Genomic DNA, 16,634 nt, shown 5'->3' with positions numbered 1-16,634 from the left:
AGTCGTATTTGACTGTTAGTCATATATGATCTATAGTCATCTCATGTCGGATCTTACCAACCAACTCGCCCACGACGATCTCAGCGCACCCGAGCCGGGACGCCGCGAACGCCGTCGCGTAGAAACCCAGCAACGCATTCTCGCCGCCGCCATGGAACTGATCAGCACGCGCGGCTACGCCGAGATCACCGTGGAAGACATCACTGAAGCCGCCGACGTGGGCAAAGGCACCTTCTTTAATTACTTCCCTGCCAAGGAAGCCGTGTTGCTGGCCATCTTCGATTCGGTCCGACAGCAGTTTGTGGAGCTGGAGGCCGGCGCGGCCAAGACCACGGACATACCGTCGTCGGTGCGCGCGTTTGCTCATCGCCTGCTCAACAGCATGGTGCGCAGCCCCAAGATCATCCGCAACGTGTTTGGCCTGGCGTTGACCGACCCCGTCATGGGCGAGCGGTTTGCCACCGTGTTGCGGCAGGCGCGGCAGGCGATCATCGCCCTGCTGGAGCACGGGCAAAAAATCGGCCAGGTGCGCACGGACATCCCGGCTGCGGTGCTTGGCCGCACTTTGCAACAGTTCATCTTCGGCACCGAGCTGCTTTGGTCGTTCACTTCCGGCGAAGACCTGCTGGCCTGGGTGGACGTTACGCTGGAAATCTTCTGGAGCGGCGCGGGGACTCCGTCAGTAAAAAGAACGGAACCAGGGAACGCAAAGCAGAGTAGCGATAAGAGGGAAAGTTTATGAAACGCGGAATCCTGATTCTGACTGGCATCGTGGCTCTGGGCGTGGCCGGGGGCTTTTCTTATTCGTGGTGGCGCTCCAGTTCGTCGGCCATCACCGCGTCCGGCACGCTGGAGGCGCGCAACATCACGGTGGGATCGAAGGTGGGCGGACGGGTAACCAAAGTCCTGGTGCGCGAAGGCGACCGCGTGGAGCCCAACCAGCTCCTCATCACCTTTGACGACGCTGAGCTGGCCGCGCAGTTGGTGCAGTCCCGCGGACGCCTGGAGCAAGCCCGAGCTGCGCTGTTGAAGCTGGAGCATGGCTCGCGTCCGGAAGAAATTGCCCAAGCCCGCGCCGCCACCGCGACCGACGAGCATGCTCCCGGCTATCGCGTGGAAGAGATTTCCCAGCTCGAACAGGATTTGCAGCGCGCCAAAGCGGATGCCCGCAACGCCGAGCAGACTTACCAGCGCACCTCATCTCTCGCCGACCAGGGGATCCTCTCTCCCCAGTCGCGTGACGACGCGCAGGCCCGGCTGGACCAGGCCCGCGCGCAAGTGCGGTCGCTTGAAAACGCTGTGACTGCGGCGCGCGCGCATCTGCGCGAAGCCCAGGCGCAAAAAGATCTGATAGAACGCGGCCCACGGCGTGAAGACATTGCCGCCGCCCGTGCGGACGTGGTCCGCGCGCAAGGCGAGCTGGCGCAGGCCGAAGCTCGCTGGGCGGAGCGTGAAGTCCGCGCGCCGGCCGCGGCCATGGTGGAAGTTCTTGACCTGCGTCCGGGCGACTTGGTCACGGCCAACGCTCCTGTGGCCAAGCTGCTGGAAGCCAACCAGCTTTATGCCATGGTTTACGTTCCGCAGAATGACGTTGGCCGCGTGCGCGTAGGCCAACAGGCTGAAGTCCGCGTGGACGCCTTCGGCAAACGCGCCTTCAACGCCACCGTGGAACAGATCCGCCAGCAGGCCGAGTTCCTTCCGCGCAACGTGCAGACCGCCGACGAGCGCCAGCACCAAGTCTTCGGCGTGAAGCTCCGCGTCGAGAACCCGTCCAACGAACTCCGCGCCGGCGTGCAGGCCGATGTGGTGTTCCTGGAGGCGAAATGAGCCCCGCCAGCTCAGCTATCGTCGCGCATAACCTGACGCGCAAGTTCGGCGACTTTACCGCTGTTGATCAAGCCAGCATCACCGTTGAGCGTGGCGAAGTCTTTGGCTTCCTCGGGCCCAACGGCAGCGGCAAAACCACCATGATCAAAATGCTCACCGGCATCCTGCCCATCACCGCCGGCGAAGCCACGGTGGCCGGCATTGATGTGCGCCAGGACCCGGAGGGCGTGCGCCAGAACATCGGCTACATGAGCCAGCGCTTCAGTTTGTATGACGACCTCACGGTCGCAGAGAACCTCCGCTTTTACGGCCGCATTTACGGCCTGAAAGGCCAGGACCTGGAAGACAAAATTAATCAGACCATCGAGCGCAACGCGCTGCAACCGTATTTGGGACGGCTGGCGGCGCGGCTTTCCGGCGGATGGAAACAGCGCCTGGCGCTGGGCTGCGCCATGCTCCACGACCCCACCATCATGTTCCTGGACGAACCCACCGCGGGCATTGATCCCGTGGCGCGCCGAAAATTGTGGGACCTGTTGTTTGAACTCTCCGGCCACGGCATTACTTTCTTTGTCACCACACATTACATGGATGAAGCCGAGCGCTGCAGCCATCTGGCGTACATCTATTTCGGCCAGATCATCGCCGACGGCACGCCCGACCAGTTGCGCGAGCTTCCAGAAGCCTCGCCCGCCGGAACGCGGCGGTTTGAGATTGACACCGCGCAGGTCACGTCCGCTTTGCGCAAGGCGCGCGAGCTGCCGTATCTCAAGAGCGCCACCATCTTTGGACGCAGCATACACGCGCTGGTGGACGAAAGCGTGAGCCAGCAGCAATTGGAGCGCGACCTGCGCGCGCACGGCGTGGAGCCACAGGAAGTCCGCCCGCTTATGCCGACCCTGGAAGACGTGTTCGTCGAACTGACCTACAAGCGCCAGACGCAGGAGGCGGCGAATGTTTAATCCTGCAAAAAGGTTGTTCCGCGGATTCTCCGCCGTCTTCTACAAAGAGACTCTGCACATGCGCCGCGACTCCATGGCCATGATGCTGGCGCTGATCGTTCCCATCATTGAGATGGTGATCCTGGGCGCGGCCATTGATACCAACGTCCGCCAGGTGCATACCGCGGTGTACGACCAGAGCGGCGTGATGGAAGGTACGCAGACCGGCAGCTCTGCCAGCCGCGACCTGATCAACCACTTCATCAACTCTGACACTTTCAAGGTGTACAAGTACGTCCACTCGGACCGCGAACTGAACGAAGAGATGGTTTCCGGGAGGGCGCGCGTCGGACTGAAAATTCCCTTGGATTTTGACCGCAAGCTGCTTCGCGGCGAAACCGCGCAGGTCATGGTGATTGTGGATGGATCGGATTCTTCCACGGCGGGCACGGCGGTAAACGTTGCCGGGGCCATCGGGCTGGAACAGTCGCTGCAGCGCGTGCTGGCACAAGGCGGGAGCGCCACTCCATCCATGGAGATCCGGCCCAAGGTGATGTTCAATCCGGATTCGCGCTCGCCCAACTTCTTTCTGCCTGGACTCATCGCCGTGCTGATGCTGATGATTACCGTAATGCTCACGGCGTTTTCCGTGGTCCGCGAAAAAGAGCGCGGCACACTGGAGCAGTTGATGGTCACGCCCGTCCGTCCGCTGGGCCTGATGCTGGGCAAGATCATGCCGTACTTTTTTATGGGGCTGGGCGAGATGCTGATTCTTCTGGCCTTCATGCGCGTGGTCTTTCGCGTGCCCGTGCACGGCAGCGTGCTGCTGCTGATGGGCCTTACGTCTATTTACTTGTTTGTGAATCTGGCCATCGGCATGCTGATCAGCGTCCGCGCCAACACTCAGGCTGAAGCCATTCAGGCTTCCATGGCGCTCATGCTGCCCAGCATCTTTCTTTCCGGCTACGTGTTCCCGCGAGAGACTATGCCGACCATCTTCCATATGCTCAGCAATTTTGTTCCGGCCACTTACATGATCAACATTTTTCGCGGGATCATCCTGCGCGGCGCCGGCTTTCCCCAGCTCTGGCTGGACGGCTTGGTCCTGGCGATCATGGGCGTAGGCGTGCTCCTGCTGGCGGCAAGAAAGTTCGAGCGGATGGTGGTGTGAGGAAGGGCAGCCGTTAGCCTTTAGCTATTAGCCTTTAGCTTGAGCCTCGTGTTCTCGAACCATTGGCGCCCTGAGCAGAGACTGGATGGATCGCGTCTTGCAAAAGAACGAGCCCCTAGGCTGCTTGCTATGTACTAATGGCTAAGTGCTAAAGGCTGCTTCCAAAAAATTTGGCCGCCAGGGCTTCCGGTCCCTGACGGCCTATGAGGAGCACATTTGAGGGGCAAATCTCAAGGAGTCGATTAGTAAGACCCCACAACCTGTCCGGGTGGAACAGAATTCTTCAGGAAAATTCTAATGTCAGAATATTCGGGGGAGGCACCCCGAATACTCGGGGGACATACCCAAAAAATGTGGCTGCTGGGAGCCACCCAGCAGCCGCGCAGCCGATCTTTTCAGGATGAACTAAGGATGAATCGTTCTATTAGCTGAGACACCAGTCTTGGGTCGGCGGAACAACTTTCTTCTGTCTTGCGATTTTGGTTTCGGTATCAGGGCATCGGCTTCAGCCGTGCCGAAAAGTGCCGATCAACTCAATCTCCGCACGCCGCGGGCTGGCGCGCAGCGAAACGGAGGCGCCATAAAGCGATTCGCTTCCGGAACGCCACTCTGCCCCCCGGTTCTTGACCAAACGCCTGTCTCTGCGTCTAATTCACCAGGAGACTTCTCATGGATCGCAGAACATTCACGCTGGCAGGAACAGTTGGGTTACTGGGTTTAGTGAGCGACGGTCTGGCCGGCCATGCGTGGCCGCTCCAACAATCGGGCAGCACAGCACCCAGCCAAGCTGCGTCCAGCGCGCCGCAGGCGGCTTCTCTTCAAACAGCGGCCCCGCAAGCCTCGGCCCAACCTGCGCGTCCCCCAGCTCTCCAAGCGGACATGGTCAAGGAATTTGTGATGGCCGCGCATGTGAACCTGGATAAGACCAAATCCATGCTGGCCTCTGAACCCGGCCTGGTGAACGCCACATGGGACTGGGGCGGAGGTGATTTTGAGCAAGCCATCGGCGGGGCCGGTCACATGGGCCGCAAAGACATTGCCGACTTCCTCATCTCCCAAGGCGCGCGCATGGACATATTTGTGGCGGCCATGCTCGGCGACCTGGACCTGGTGAAAGCCTATTTGAAGGCCCAGCCGGCCCAGATACACGCCCGCGGGCCGCACGGCATCCCGCTGCTGGTGCACGCGCAGATGGGCGCGAAAAACGGAGTCAAAGAGGCCGCCGAGGTCATCCAGTTTCTGCAGTCGCTGCCGGCTTAAGCTCCAAAGCTAAAAGATAAAAGATAAGAGACGAGCAGACGGGGCCAAGAAAACAAGAGACAGAATGCTGAGTGCTAGTTGCTAGCTACTATTCTTTCGCCGGCTCGTAATACTTTCCGATGATGATGCCCACGTCCACCGCGGCGTCGGGGCCCAAGTCAACGAACTCAAAGCCGGTGTGGCCGCGTTCGGCGAAGCGGACCTTCCCCTTCACCGGAACGCGGATACCTTCGCCCGGTTCATGGATCGTAAACTGGTGGGTCTTGCCGTCTTTGGCGTAGGTCTTGTCCGTCTTCATGGAAAAGCCCCCGCGGGCCAACTGGCGCAGCTCGCCGACCTTCTTGTCACTCGAATCCAGCACCAGGATTTGGGCCTGGGGCGTGATCTCAATGCGCTCAAAACGGCGTCTTTCTTCGGTCTTGGTGTCTGGCATTTGCTTGATCATTGAATCTGCTCGGGGAAAGCGCTGACTGGATCAATGTCCACCGGCACGTCTTTACTGTTCCCCAGCGCCGATTTTAACCCAGGCGGCATGGAACCGTACTTGTTGAACCATTGCTCAGCTCGATTCCTGTCCCCGGTGGCCTCAATTTCCAGCAGCTCCTTGGCCAGCGCGGCGATGGCCGCGGGCATTTTGCCGTAATCAATCTCGTATTTTCCGATCTTCGTGTTGTAGGTAATGGTGCCCTGCTCAAAGAGAAAGTTGAACTCCATCATCTCGGCGCGTCCATGGGCTTCCGCCACGCCGAAGCGCACCGTGCGGAAGATCCCGGCAACGTGCGACGCGTAAACTTCCGGCGCGCGCTCGCGGGGGAACACGCCTTTCTCCATCAGCCAGTTCAGCGCGAACAGGCCGACCATGTCCGCCTTTGCCTCTTCCACAGCGCTGAACACCGGCCCCAATGATGCGCGGATCTCCGCGCGGCCGGCGCTGGTGCGGGCATAGGCCGGACCCAGCGCGTGGCAGATTTCATGCATGATCACCGCGGCCAGGTAGCCGTCCATGGAAGCCTGCGCAGCCTGGTCTTCACGCAACAACAGCTTGCCGATGGGCAGCACAACGTAATTCACGCGCGCGTCCATAAAGTTCTTGAAGAAAATCTTCTTTGAGCCCTTTTCCTGGTGGATGCGCGCGTCATTAGGAAGATTGTCGGCCACCGCCTGGTAGCCGTGGCGCAGGTCGCCGGCGCGGAAGGGCGTATCCATCACTTCCATGGGTTCTTTGTGGCCCTGCATCGACGGGCGGTCTTCCGGAGCGAGGGGCAGCGCGTCCTGGATCTCAGGGACGTACTTCATGAAGGTCGCCCGGCGCGCGCTCTCAGCTTCATTGCGCACCATGATGGCAGCGCCGTAAGAAGTTTTCACGCCCAACACGCCGTCGAGATAAGTTTCGTAGGGAGCAAAAATAATGTCGAACTTGGGATTGTCCAGGTCCAGCCACGCCAGGTCGCTCTTGTAGTAGTCGTCAGTCAGCAGCGCGTCGGCGCGCAGACGCAGGAAGTTGGCGAAGGCCTTGTCCGGGCTGAGCCCAGCAGCTTCCCGCAGGGCCGCCGCCGCCGGAACCAGCCATTGGCGATATTCCACGTGATACGGAACAGCAATCAGCTCGGCGCCCTGCCGCTTGATGACCGTATAAGGACTGTAAATCTGGGCTTTTTTCTCCGGATGTTTGGCGACGTAAGCTTCAATCTGCTCGCGCGTGAGTCCCGCGGGATAAAGCGCGCGCCCCGGCGGAAAGGCATCGTTTCCGATAAACGGTTTGTTCTCTTCCAGCAGGTCGTAGCGGCTGCCGTTGATGGTGAGGAAGCGGCGGATCTTCTGGTCCATCACCTGTTTGCACTCGGCGATGCGCTTGAGCAGCACGAAGCCTTTGGGGTCGCTTTGCATCCAGTAGATCACGTCCAGGAGTTTGGCCGCGTCCACCAGGCGATAGACCATCTTGCGCTCGTTATCATCCAGCCCGTTCACGCTGAAGGGCATGGAGACCATCTTGAACTTGGCCACCTGGCCGATCACGTCCCCGCGAACGATCTCGCGGATGGCGCATTTATCGGCGGCCCTGGCCGCGGCGGCAGCCGTGGGCGGCAGAGGCTTCTTTGCGGGAGCCGGAGCCTGAGCTTGAGCGAAAGTGCCTAGCGGCGGAATGAGCGCAGCAAGGAGAATCGCAGCAAGCAGAATCCGTGACCAACGGGCTGGTTTCATCGCACTAAGATTCTATCAGCGGGAGGACAGAAAAAAGGAACCTCAAAGGACCACATGGGTTTGTCGAAATGGGCTTGAGCAGGGCTCAAGGGCTTCGTTTGATCCTGGTAACTAGTTCCAAGTCAGTGCAGACTTCTATCCCCAATGTGGCGCAGAAGGTACGGGTCGCGGCTGCGTAAAAGTCCGAGTCGCGGGTGCAAATGACATCAGCTTCCCCTATAACTGCAGTCTGAAGCACGGCAACGTCTTTCGGATCGCGAATTGGCGCCGGCAGAAGGTCGTCCACAGTAACAACTTCGCAGACTTCACGAAGCGACTGGATATAAGCGTAGACTTGCTCCTCTGTAAGTCCGTAAACAACCTGAATTCTGGGATAGCGCAGAACAGCAGCAAGTTCAATGAGCATCGGATCACTAATTAGCAGCGTGTGACCCTGCTCAATTAGCGTCAACAGGAGTGCCCTTGCAGGTCCGTGAGAGCCCTCATGTGCCCGCACCAGGATGTTTACGTCGAGCAGAACCCTCAATCGTGAGGCCGGTAGGCAGGCCGGCTGGAACGAATGGCCTCGTCAATCACTTTGTCTGCTTGCTCTCCGGACACCGGCTTCCGTTGCGAGTCAACTTCGGCAAAATACGTTTTCAATCCCTCAAGGATTTCCTGGCGGCGAGCCGGGGAGACTCCCGGCGGCGGCTGCAAGACGCGAATGCTGATGTCTTCCCGGTCAGAGATGGCGCGGCCCAGCAGCCTTTCCAGCGCAACCTTCTGCTCAGGCGACAAGTCCTTAGCTTTGTGGATCATAAAGTAGATCTATTATGACCCAATACATTGCAGGGGAAAAGAATTTATCCGTCGGCTGGGTGGCCTCGCTCTGTGCTCTTCCGCGCCCTCTGTGTTTAAATCAAGAATCCCATGAACAACGGCCATACAGACCGCCAGGCGCTGCTCATTGACGCCGACGACACGCTGTGGGAGACCACCGTCCATTTTGAACATGCCATCCAGCAGTTCATTGCGCGTCTGAACCACCAAAGCCTGTCGCCCCAGGAAGTCCGCCTGTTTCTGAATCAGGTGGAGCGGGAGACCATCCAGGAGCGCGGCTATGGCGCGCACAGTTTTGCCCACTCCCTGACCAAGTGCTTTGAGCGTCTGGCCGCGGAGCCGGTCACGCCGGAGTTGCACCAGTTCATCGCGGGATTCGCCCATCGCATTGCCAGCAGCCCCATCCATCCGATTCCCGGCGTGCCGGAAACGCTGGGCTACCTGCGCCGCCGCGGGCACCATCTGATCATGATGACCAAGGGCGACGTCCACGAGCAATCCGGCAAGATCGAGCGCTCCGGCATGAAAGAATATTTTGCCGCGGTGGAAATCGTCCGCGAGAAAAAGGCCGCGGCCTACAAGAACGTGGTCGCCAAATATGAACTGGCGCTGCAGACCACGTGGATGATCGGCAACAGTCCGCGCTCAGACATCAATCCGGCGCTGGCGGCCGGCATCAACGCCGTGTTTGTTCCCAATGAACACACCTGGGTGCTGGAAAAGGAAGAATTCGAGACCCAGTCGAGCGACGGGCGCTTCCTCAAAGTGCAGCGCTTCGCCGATCTGAGAAAGCATTTCTAGCCTGCCCGGCGTCTGACTTCCGGGCGCATGGAAGGACTCGAGCTGCTCGGCGACCCGGAGCCACTCAGATATTTCCCACCTTGTCATCGCGCTGCAGCATGGTCTTTACCTGGCGCAGGTTCCTGGCGGTGCGAAATTTCTTGCCATGCAGGGCCGGGGTGGTTTCATGGTCCAGGTTCCACTGCAGTTTCCGGAAAGGATACTGCACGTGGACGGCAGACATTCCCGCCCTTAAAGCGTTCAGGATATCGAAACGCGGAGAGTCTCCCACGGAGACCGCGTTCTGAGGGTGGCACTTCATGGACCGTAAGACGCCACGAAAAGAGTCGGGGGTCTTTAGTTTTACCACGTGGATGGTGTGAAAGAGGTCGCGCACGCCTAGTTTGTCAATTTTGGCGTATTGCAACGCCTCGCTGCCGCGCGTCAGCAATGCCAGGCGGTATTTTCGCGCACACCATGAAAGGAGGGTGCGGGCGTAAGGCAAAGGGCGGGGCAATTTGTAAAGGCACCGGCCCGCGATACTCGAAATCTGGCGAAGAACGTCCGCGGAAAAGAGATTGCCATCCTTTTCCACGAGCGCTTCATACGCCTCGCGCATGGAGATCAGATTGCGCTCAGAAACGTATCCAAAATGATGCAAGTTGTGCCATTCGGCATCGTCGAGCTGGCGAAGGGCCGCGCGCCTTGCGTAACCGGCCTGGCACATCATGGCAACAAACTCCTCGCGCGCTTTGACGAACACAATACTGGTGTCAATCAACGTATCGTCCAGATCGAACACCACCACCTCAAGGGGTCTCTTCATGCTTTCTCAGCTCCGTACGCAATGCCGCTTTTGGGCCCGTGATCAGGCCCTGGAATCCAGCCCGTTCCCTGGCGACGCATGCAGCTCCGCTTCCCGCTGGCACCCGGCCCGTTGAAGAGTTTACGATAACAGGCAGACCAAATGTCCGGTCCAACAGTATTTTGAAAGACGCATCCGAGAGACCTTCCATGCCGACCATCCATGTGCTCGTGAACGGAAGCAACCACAAGGTTGAAGCTCTGGAAGAAGAGTCTCTGTTATCCGTCCTGCGCAACCGCCTGGGCCTGACTGGCGCCAAGTACGGCTGCGGCGAAGGCCAGTGCGGCGCCTGCACCGTGCTGGTGGACGGCAAGCCAGTCCGCTCCTGCATCACCGACGCGGACTTCGCCGTGGGCAAGAAGGTCGTGACCATCGAAGGACTGGCGCCGGCATCCAGCGGCCATCTCAGTCCGCTGCAGCAGGCCTTTTTGGACGAAGAAGCATTCCAATGCGCCTATTGCACTTCCGGCATGATCATGTCCGCGCACGCGCTGCTGGCGAAGACGCCCAGGCCTTCCGACGAAGACATTGTCCAGTACATGAACGGCAACATCTGCCGCTGCGGCACTTATCTGCGGATCATGGCCGCCATTCGCCGCGCCGCCGAAGGGGTCAAGCATGAATAAGGATGCCGTGAATCACATTGGCCCGGAGATGCTTGAAGCTGAGCAGCATGCGGTTGAGCCGCTGCGTCATCTGTTTGACGTCAGCCGTCGCGATCTGTTCAAGCTGCTGGGCGCGGGCCTTGTCGTCGGCGTCGTGGCGCCCGGCGCTTTGGCGCAGGAATCCGGCCGCGCGCAAAGCGAAAGCAATCTTCCCAACGATCTGGCGTCCTGGCTGCACATTGGCGGCGACGGCAAAGTCACCGTTTTCACCGGCAAGGTGGAGATGGGACAGAACATCCGCACGTCGCTGACGCAGCAGGTGGCGGAAGAGCTGCACGCTCCGCTGGCTTCCATCACGCTCACCATGGGCGATACCGACCTCACTCCCTTCGACTTGGGCACGTTCGGCAGCCGCACCACGCCGCAGATGGGCACACGGCTGCGCAGCGTCGCTGCTAGCGCGCGCGAAGTGTTGATTGACCTGGCGGCCCAGCACTGGAAGGTGGACCGCGGCACGTTGTCGGCGCAGAACGGAGCGGTGGTCAACGGGCACGGCGGCAAGAGCATCAGCTTTGGCGAACTCACTCAAGGGCAGAAGCTGGTGAAGATCGCGGCCGGAGATCCGGCGGTCACCAGTCCCGCCCAGTGGCGCGTGGCCGGCACGGCGGTGGGAAAAGTCGACGGCAAGGCATTCGTCACCGGCGCACATCAGTACACGTCAGACATTACGCGGCCGGGCATGCTGCACGGCAAAGTGTTTCGCCCGGCGGCCTTCAATGCCAAGCTGCTGTCGGTGGATGCGAAGAAAGCCGAGAAACTGCCCGGCGTAACTGTGGTTCGCGATGGGGATTTCATCGGCGTGGCCGCGCACCATCCTGATGCTGCGCAGCAGGCGCTGGAAGCTTTGGAAGTAAAGACGCAGGCCCCGCCGCAGATTTCAGAAGCCGATTTATTCGATTCCTTGCGCAAGAACCTCGGCATCGAGACCCGCGGCGGGTTCGGAGGACGCGGCGGAAACGAAACCGGCTCGGTGCAGACCGCCATGGCTCCCGCGGCCAAGACCTTGTCGCAGACCTACACCGTTGCCTATATCCAGCATGCGCCGTTGGAGCCGCGCTCCGCCGTGGCCGAATGGCAAGGCGACAAGCTGACGGTTTGGACCGGCACGCAGCGGCCGTTCGCCGTGCGCGATGAACTGGCCGCGGCCTTCCATATTTCTCTGGACCATGTGCGCGTCAAGGTCCCGGACACCGGCTCAGCCTACGGCGGGAAACACACCGGCGAGTGTGCGGTGGAAGCCGCGCGGCTGGCCAAGGCCGCCGGCAAACCGGTGGAGGTGGTTTGGACACGTGAAGAGGAATTTACCTGGGCCTATTTCCGTCCGGCGGGCGTGATTGACGTGAAAAGCGGCCTCGCCGCCGACGGCGCTCTGGTCGCCTGGGAATTTCACAACTACAACTCCGGCCCTTCGGCCATTGACACGCCCTATCACGTACCCAACAAGAAGATTGAATTTCACCCTTCGAAGAACCCGCCGCTGCGCCAGGGATCGTACCGCGGCTTGGCGGCCACGGCCAACCACTTCGCGCGCGAAAGCCACATGGACGAACTCGCCGCTCTCGCCGGGATGGACCCGCTGCAGTTCCGTTTGAAGAACATCACAGACCCGCGCCTACGCGCGGCATTCGAAGTCGCGGCGCAAAAGTTTGGCTGGGGCAAGCAGGCGGCCACTCCAGAACGCGGCTTCGGCATCGCCGGAGGCTTTGAGAAAAACGGCTATCTGGCCACGTGCGCTGAAGTCGCCATTGACCGCGCGCGCGGGCAAGTCAGCATTGTGCGCGTAGTCGAGTCCTTTGACTGCGGCGCGGTTGTCAATCCCAACGGACTCAAGAACCAGATTGAAGGCTCCATTGTTCAGGGTCTGGGTGGAGCGTTGTTTGAGGCCATCCATTTTGACAACGGACGCGTGCTGAACCCGCATTTCAAGGACTACCGCGTGCCGCGCTTCCGCGATGTGCCCAAAATCGAAGTCGAGTTGATTGACCGCAAAGACGTTGCGCCGGCAGGCGCCGGGGAAACACCGCTCATGGGCCTGGCTCCGGCGGTAGCCGGCGCAATCTTCAGCGCAACCGGAATCCGTCTGCGCGGGCTGCCGTTGATGGCCAAACCGCTGGAGTTGAAAGGCTAGTCTTCGTCTCGCGCTGAGTTCTCACCGGGAGCTTTCTTTTTTCTGTCAACGATGACCACATCATGAACCTGACCGTACAGAACGCCACCATCTTCATGAAAGACCAGGGCAGCGGCCCGCCGACTCTGTTCCTCCATGGCAACCCGGATTCATCCATCCTGTGGCGCGGCGTGATCGCGGAGATGCAGTCGCGCTTCCGCTGCCTGGCACCCGACCTTCCGGGCTTCGGACATTCATCCATTCCTGAAGGGTTCGACTTCTCGCTGGAATCGCTCGCCGGGTTCATCAATGACTTGCTCGACGCCGCCGGCATCACTGAGCCGGTGAATCTGGTCGTCCACGATTTCGGCGGGATTTACGGGCTGGCCTGGGCGGTGCGGCATCCGGAACGCGTCCGCCGCATGGCCATCATGAACACCAATTTCTTCTCCGACTACCAGTGGCACATCTGGGCCAGGATTTGGCGCACGCGCTTCCTCGGCGAGCTGAGCATGATGAGCATGAACGAGCGCGTGTTTCGCGCTTCCATGCGCAAAGGTTCGCCGACCATGCCGGAAGAACACATCCGCGAGACCTACGCGCTCTTGAAATGGCCGGTGAGAAAGATGGTCTTGCAGCTTTATCGCGCAACCAACCCGGAAAACTACAAAGGATGGGAAGAGAAATTGCCGGAGCTCACCCAACGCGTGCCTACGTGCGTGCTGTGGGGCGATCGCGATCCGTACATTGCGTCCACGTTTGCCGGGCGTTTCGGCGGGCAGAAAGTCTGGCACTTCGCCCAGAACGGACACTTCCTTCCGGTGGAGGCTCCCAAAGAAGTGGCGGAGAAGATCATGGGGTTCTTTACGTAACGTCCGCGCAAAACCCAAAACCTTTGAAACACAGAGGAAAGGAGGAAACGGAGGGGAGAAATTGGTAATTGAGTAATCTGGTAATTTGGTAATTGAAAACCAAAGCAGCGTAAGCAAGAGCCGATCATTACACTCTGCGTCGTGACTGAGAATCGCCTACGCATGCAAATGGTCACAGGGTGGACGAACCCATCACATCCTCCGCTACCTCTGTTCCTCCGTGTTTTCAAGGTTTTGGGTTTTGTCCGGCCAGGGCATTCACCCGCGCGCCCTCCCATATAATGGTTGGCAGAGGTCTCCCCCAGCATGAAAAAAGTTTTCCACTTTGCTTCCCCGCGAGAGCGTTACCAGTCCGACGCCGCCGTAGTCTGGTGTTACGACCATCGCTTTGATCTGGTGTTTCAGAAGCTTCTCAAGCGCACGGGGATTGAGCGGCCTGATCCGGTGCGGATTGCCGGCGGCGCCAAGTGCCTGGCTTCGCCCGACCATGAAAGTGACCGCGAGTTTGTACTGGAGCAGATCCGCAAATCCATCCAGCTGCATGGGACAAAAACCGTGATTCTCATGCTGCACTCGGACTGCGGCGCGTACGGCGGGCTGGCGGGCTTTGAGAATGACCCGACGATTGAAGCCGAGCACCATCGCCAGGAGATGCATCGGGCGTATGACTATCTGAAGTCCACGATTCCGGAAATCGACGTGAAAGCCTACTTCGTGGATTTTGAAGGCGTGTGGGAAGCCGACATGACGCAGCCCGTGGAAGGTGGAAGCTGGGCAGCGGTGAGTCGCCAGAGCTGACGGCAAAGTAGTTCAGGCTGGAGGAACCAAACATGGACCCGGATCGCGATGACAAAACCATCTACAAAGTGGTGATCAACCACGAAGAGCAGTATTCCATCTGGCCCGTGCATCGGGAAAACCCGCTGGGCTGGAACGATGCCGGCAAGTCCGGCACCAAGCAAGAGTGCCTGGACTACATTAAGGAAGTGTGGACGGACATGCGTCCGCTGAGCCTAAGAAAGAAGCTGGAGCAGTCCGGGCAGAAATAACGCGGCTGGAGCCGGCAGGCGGAGGAGCTTGATTCATAAATGATGTTTCACGGCGTACATGGCGACTTTCGCTGGCTGGAAGCATCCAGCCATACTCTTCCGGACGTGGTGCGCGTGTGCCCCGACGCCTTCGCCGGCAAAAACCTGGTCATCACCTTGTTCGATTCCGGACCGCTGGAGCCCACGCCGCTGCAAATCGAACAAGGCTGGCGCGTGCTGGACTCCGCCGTCTACGTTCCTGCCGTGGAAAACCCCGCCACGCTCCCCAGCGGCGACTGTGACGAATGGTACCTCTTCGACTCAACCCCGGCTGATCTGGACTTTGAAGTCTTCATCGCTTACAAGTGGTTCACGCTGGGCCCAGCAAGTTCCAGCAAGACCCAGGCCAAGACCCGCTGGGACCTCAAGCGCTTGCAGCATATCTTCTGGCAGCAGATGGCAACGCTGCGCCCGGAATCCTACCTGGCATGCGGACACCGGCTGATCTTTGTGACGCGCAATGCCGACTACTTCAGCCGCGTGCTGCGCGGGCTCAGCAGTGAAGCCAAAGCCCAAGCGAGAGGGCGCTAGGCCGCGTGACCAACCAACCTGACCTGACTTTACCCGATGCCGAGCAAGCTCCGCCGCCAACGCGGCTGATGGAAGCGCTGCTCGCCGGCAGCCTGCTCACCGCAGGCGTGAGCATCTTCTTGTTTGCCTGGCTGTCGCAGGAAATGTTGAGCGGCTCGTTCACACGATTTGACGATGCGGTGCGTGACTGGGTACACGCGCTGGCTTCCCCGTCGCTCACGCAGCTCATGATCTTTATTTCCCGCCTGGGATACGGCTTCCTGATCGTGGAGCTGGTGGCGGCGTTGGGCGTCTTTCTGTGGCTGCGCTGGCGCCGTGGCGCGTTGTGGCTCACCTTTACCATGGCCGGAGCGCTGGGGCTGGACCTGATTCTGAAGCAGGCGTTCCATCGCACGCGACCCGACGCTTTCTTTGTGTCCCAACCTGACTCTTACAGTTTTCCCAGCGGCCACGCGTTGTGCTCGTTCTGCTTTTACGCGGTGCTGGCCGGACTGATCGCCGACCGCGTGCGCTACATGCCGGTGCGAATCGGCGCGGGCGTCGCGGCCGCGGTGGTGGTGGCGGCGATAGGATTTTCCCGCATCTATCTTGGCGTCCACTATCCCAGTGACGTGCTTGCCGGCTACCTGGCAGCAGCGGTCTGGGTGAGCAGCATGCTGGCAGCCGACCGCGTGCGCAAGAAGGTAGTCCCTCAGATCAAGAAGCGCCGCGGGCGCGCATAGTGAGCCGCCGGCCTTCTGTGCACAACTTTGCGCGACGAGCAGTTGCTTTTGCGGAGGCAACCGAGTTGCAAAGCAAATGAAGGGCGCCGAAGCGCCCTCCATCTTTTGTCACCGCCGATTATTGCGAGGTTAAGCCAGCACAACACTGATCACTCCCGTGCCGATCAAGCTGACCGCCCAGAGCAGATCAAGGTTGAACCACGCCTTGCGCAGCACGCCGACGCCGAGTTTCTCAAACACCAGGAAAGCCACGGCGGCGGTCACCAGCAGGTAGCCGACTGCATGCAGGCCGGTCGCCAGCATCGCGCTGGCCGGCGTGGCCCCGGCCATTTGCATTGCATGATGGTGACTGTGGCCGGCATCGGTGGCGGTCATCGCCAGAAACACCGGCACAACCATAAGACCAGCGCCATGCGCTGAAGCCATCAGGAAAGACCACAGCGTAAGCGCGACGGCGCCCACCCGCATGCTGGCCCAGCGCGGGTGCCGGTGCCGGATGAAGCGCGCCACACCCAGCGTGACCAGCGTTCCGGCCACCAGCCAGCGCAGCCAGTGCACCGGGAGCACCACACCCGCCACCAGCGCCAGCGCGATGGCCGCGGCCACCGCCAGAGCATGCCCCAAACCCAGCGGCAACAAGGCGGAGAGAACGGCCCCGCGGCGGCGCTCCTGCATTCCCAGCGCCACCGCGAACAGCCATCCCATGCCGGGGTTGATTCCGTGGAAAGCCCCCAGCCCCAAGAGAACGGCCCACGACGTTGTCATCGTCATCTCATTCATCACA

19 protein-coding genes are annotated in these 16,634 nt (G+C 60.2%); 13 read left to right on the top strand and 6 right to left on the bottom strand.

Features of this window, described 5'->3' with window-relative positions:
* Positions 1-43: 43 nt before the first annotated feature.
* The 5 genes from LAO20_17490 to LAO20_17470 all read left to right on the top strand — a co-directional run bounded on the left by LAO20_17490 (position 44) and on the right by LAO20_17470 (position 5,199).
* Positions 44-742 carry a TetR/AcrR family transcriptional regulator gene (locus tag LAO20_17490; protein ID MBZ5533227.1) on the top strand — a complete coding sequence of 233 codons (699 nt, stop codon included), beginning with the start codon at positions 44-46 and terminating at the stop codon, positions 740-742.
* Positions 739-1,827: an HlyD family efflux transporter periplasmic adaptor subunit gene (locus LAO20_17485; GenBank protein MBZ5533226.1), complete on the top strand. Its 1,089-nt coding sequence runs from the start codon at positions 739-741 to the stop codon at positions 1,825-1,827. Before LAO20_17490 ends, LAO20_17485 begins: the two co-directional genes overlap by 4 nt.
* Positions 1,824-2,789: an ABC transporter ATP-binding protein gene (locus LAO20_17480; protein ID MBZ5533225.1), complete on the top strand. Its 966-nt coding sequence runs from the start codon at positions 1,824-1,826 to the stop codon at positions 2,787-2,789. The genes LAO20_17485 and LAO20_17480 overlap by 4 nt, the downstream gene beginning before the upstream one ends.
* Positions 2,782-3,939 carry an ABC transporter permease gene (locus LAO20_17475; GenBank protein ID MBZ5533224.1) on the top strand — a complete coding sequence of 386 codons (1,158 nt, stop codon included), beginning with the start codon at positions 2,782-2,784 and terminating at the stop codon, positions 3,937-3,939. The genes LAO20_17480 and LAO20_17475 overlap by 8 nt, the downstream gene beginning before the upstream one ends.
* An 879-nt stretch (positions 3,940-4,818) precedes the next feature.
* Positions 4,819-5,199 (top strand): ankyrin repeat domain-containing protein, encoded by a 381-nt coding sequence (locus LAO20_17470; GenBank protein ID MBZ5533223.1) that lies wholly within the window; start codon positions 4,819-4,821, stop codon positions 5,197-5,199.
* Between the two features lie 88 nt (positions 5,200-5,287).
* On the opposite strand, the gene LAO20_17465 is transcribed toward LAO20_17470, so the two are convergent.
* The 4 genes from LAO20_17465 to LAO20_17450 form a co-directional block, all read right to left on the bottom strand.
* A complete protein-coding gene (locus LAO20_17465) occupies positions 5,288-5,644 on the bottom strand; it encodes a PilZ domain-containing protein (GenBank protein ID MBZ5533222.1) in 357 nt (118 codons plus the stop codon).
* Positions 5,641-7,401, bottom strand: coding sequence for a Zn-dependent hydrolase (locus LAO20_17460; protein MBZ5533221.1), 1,761 nt, complete (start codon positions 7,399-7,401; stop codon positions 5,641-5,643). The genes LAO20_17465 and LAO20_17460 overlap by 4 nt, the downstream gene beginning before the upstream one ends.
* 85 nt (positions 7,402-7,486) lie before the next feature.
* A complete protein-coding gene (locus LAO20_17455; GenBank protein MBZ5533220.1) occupies positions 7,487-7,927 on the bottom strand; it encodes a putative toxin-antitoxin system toxin component, PIN family in 441 nt (146 codons plus the stop codon).
* Positions 7,924-8,199 carry a hypothetical protein gene (locus tag LAO20_17450; GenBank protein MBZ5533219.1) on the bottom strand — a complete coding sequence of 92 codons (276 nt, stop codon included), beginning with the start codon at positions 8,197-8,199 and terminating at the stop codon, positions 7,924-7,926. Before LAO20_17450 ends, LAO20_17455 begins: the two co-directional genes overlap by 4 nt.
* Positions 8,200-8,310: 111 nt before the next feature.
* On the opposite strand from LAO20_17450, the gene LAO20_17445 reads away from it, so the two are divergent.
* A complete protein-coding gene (locus LAO20_17445) occupies positions 8,311-9,021 on the top strand; it encodes an HAD hydrolase-like protein (protein ID MBZ5533218.1) in 711 nt (236 codons plus the stop codon).
* A 64-nt stretch (positions 9,022-9,085) separates the two neighbouring features.
* Here the strand turns inward: LAO20_17445 and LAO20_17440 are convergent, their stop codons facing one another.
* On the bottom strand, positions 9,086-9,826 hold the full coding sequence (locus LAO20_17440) for an HAD family hydrolase (GenBank protein MBZ5533217.1): 741 nt from the start codon (positions 9,824-9,826) through the stop codon (positions 9,086-9,088).
* A gap of 188 nt (positions 9,827-10,014) precedes the next feature.
* Here LAO20_17440 and LAO20_17435 point away from each other — a divergent pair, with 188 nt between their 5' ends.
* The 7 genes from LAO20_17435 to LAO20_17405 all read left to right on the top strand — a co-directional run bounded on the left by LAO20_17435 (position 10,015) and on the right by LAO20_17405 (position 15,850).
* Entirely contained in the window at positions 10,015-10,491 is a 477-nt protein-coding gene (locus LAO20_17435) for a (2Fe-2S)-binding protein (protein MBZ5533216.1), read from the top strand.
* Between the two features lie 28 nt (positions 10,492-10,519).
* Complete coding sequence (locus tag LAO20_17430) at positions 10,520-12,658, top strand: molybdopterin-dependent oxidoreductase (GenBank protein ID MBZ5533215.1); 2,139 nt, start codon at positions 10,520-10,522, stop codon at positions 12,656-12,658.
* 62 nt (positions 12,659-12,720) lie between these two features.
* Positions 12,721-13,509 (top strand): alpha/beta fold hydrolase, encoded by a 789-nt coding sequence (locus tag LAO20_17425; GenBank protein ID MBZ5533214.1) that lies wholly within the window; start codon positions 12,721-12,723, stop codon positions 13,507-13,509.
* A gap of 306 nt (positions 13,510-13,815) precedes the next feature.
* A complete protein-coding gene (locus LAO20_17420; protein MBZ5533213.1) occupies positions 13,816-14,307 on the top strand; it encodes a hypothetical protein in 492 nt (163 codons plus the stop codon).
* Positions 14,308-14,339: 32 nt separating this feature from the next.
* Complete coding sequence (locus LAO20_17415; protein MBZ5533212.1) at positions 14,340-14,558, top strand: MbtH family protein; 219 nt, start codon at positions 14,340-14,342, stop codon at positions 14,556-14,558.
* Positions 14,559-14,597: 39 nt separating this feature from the next.
* A complete protein-coding gene (locus LAO20_17410; GenBank protein MBZ5533211.1) occupies positions 14,598-15,128 on the top strand; it encodes a hypothetical protein in 531 nt (176 codons plus the stop codon).
* A 5-nt stretch (positions 15,129-15,133) separates the two neighbouring features.
* Entirely contained in the window at positions 15,134-15,850 is a 717-nt protein-coding gene (locus tag LAO20_17405) for a phosphatase PAP2 family protein (GenBank protein ID MBZ5533210.1), read from the top strand.
* Between the two features lie 129 nt (positions 15,851-15,979).
* On the opposite strand, the gene LAO20_17400 is transcribed toward LAO20_17405, so the two are convergent.
* Positions 15,980-16,621 carry a hypothetical protein gene (locus tag LAO20_17400; protein ID MBZ5533209.1) on the bottom strand — a complete coding sequence of 214 codons (642 nt, stop codon included), beginning with the start codon at positions 16,619-16,621 and terminating at the stop codon, positions 15,980-15,982.
* Positions 16,622-16,634: the final 13 nt, after the last annotated feature.

The organism is Terriglobia bacterium, from assembly GCA_020072815.1.
Classification (GTDB): Bacteria; Acidobacteriota; Terriglobia; order Terriglobales; family Acidobacteriaceae; genus Angelobacter.
Note: the sequence above shows the minus strand (reverse complement) of the source record. Positions and strands in the feature narration are given on the sequence as shown.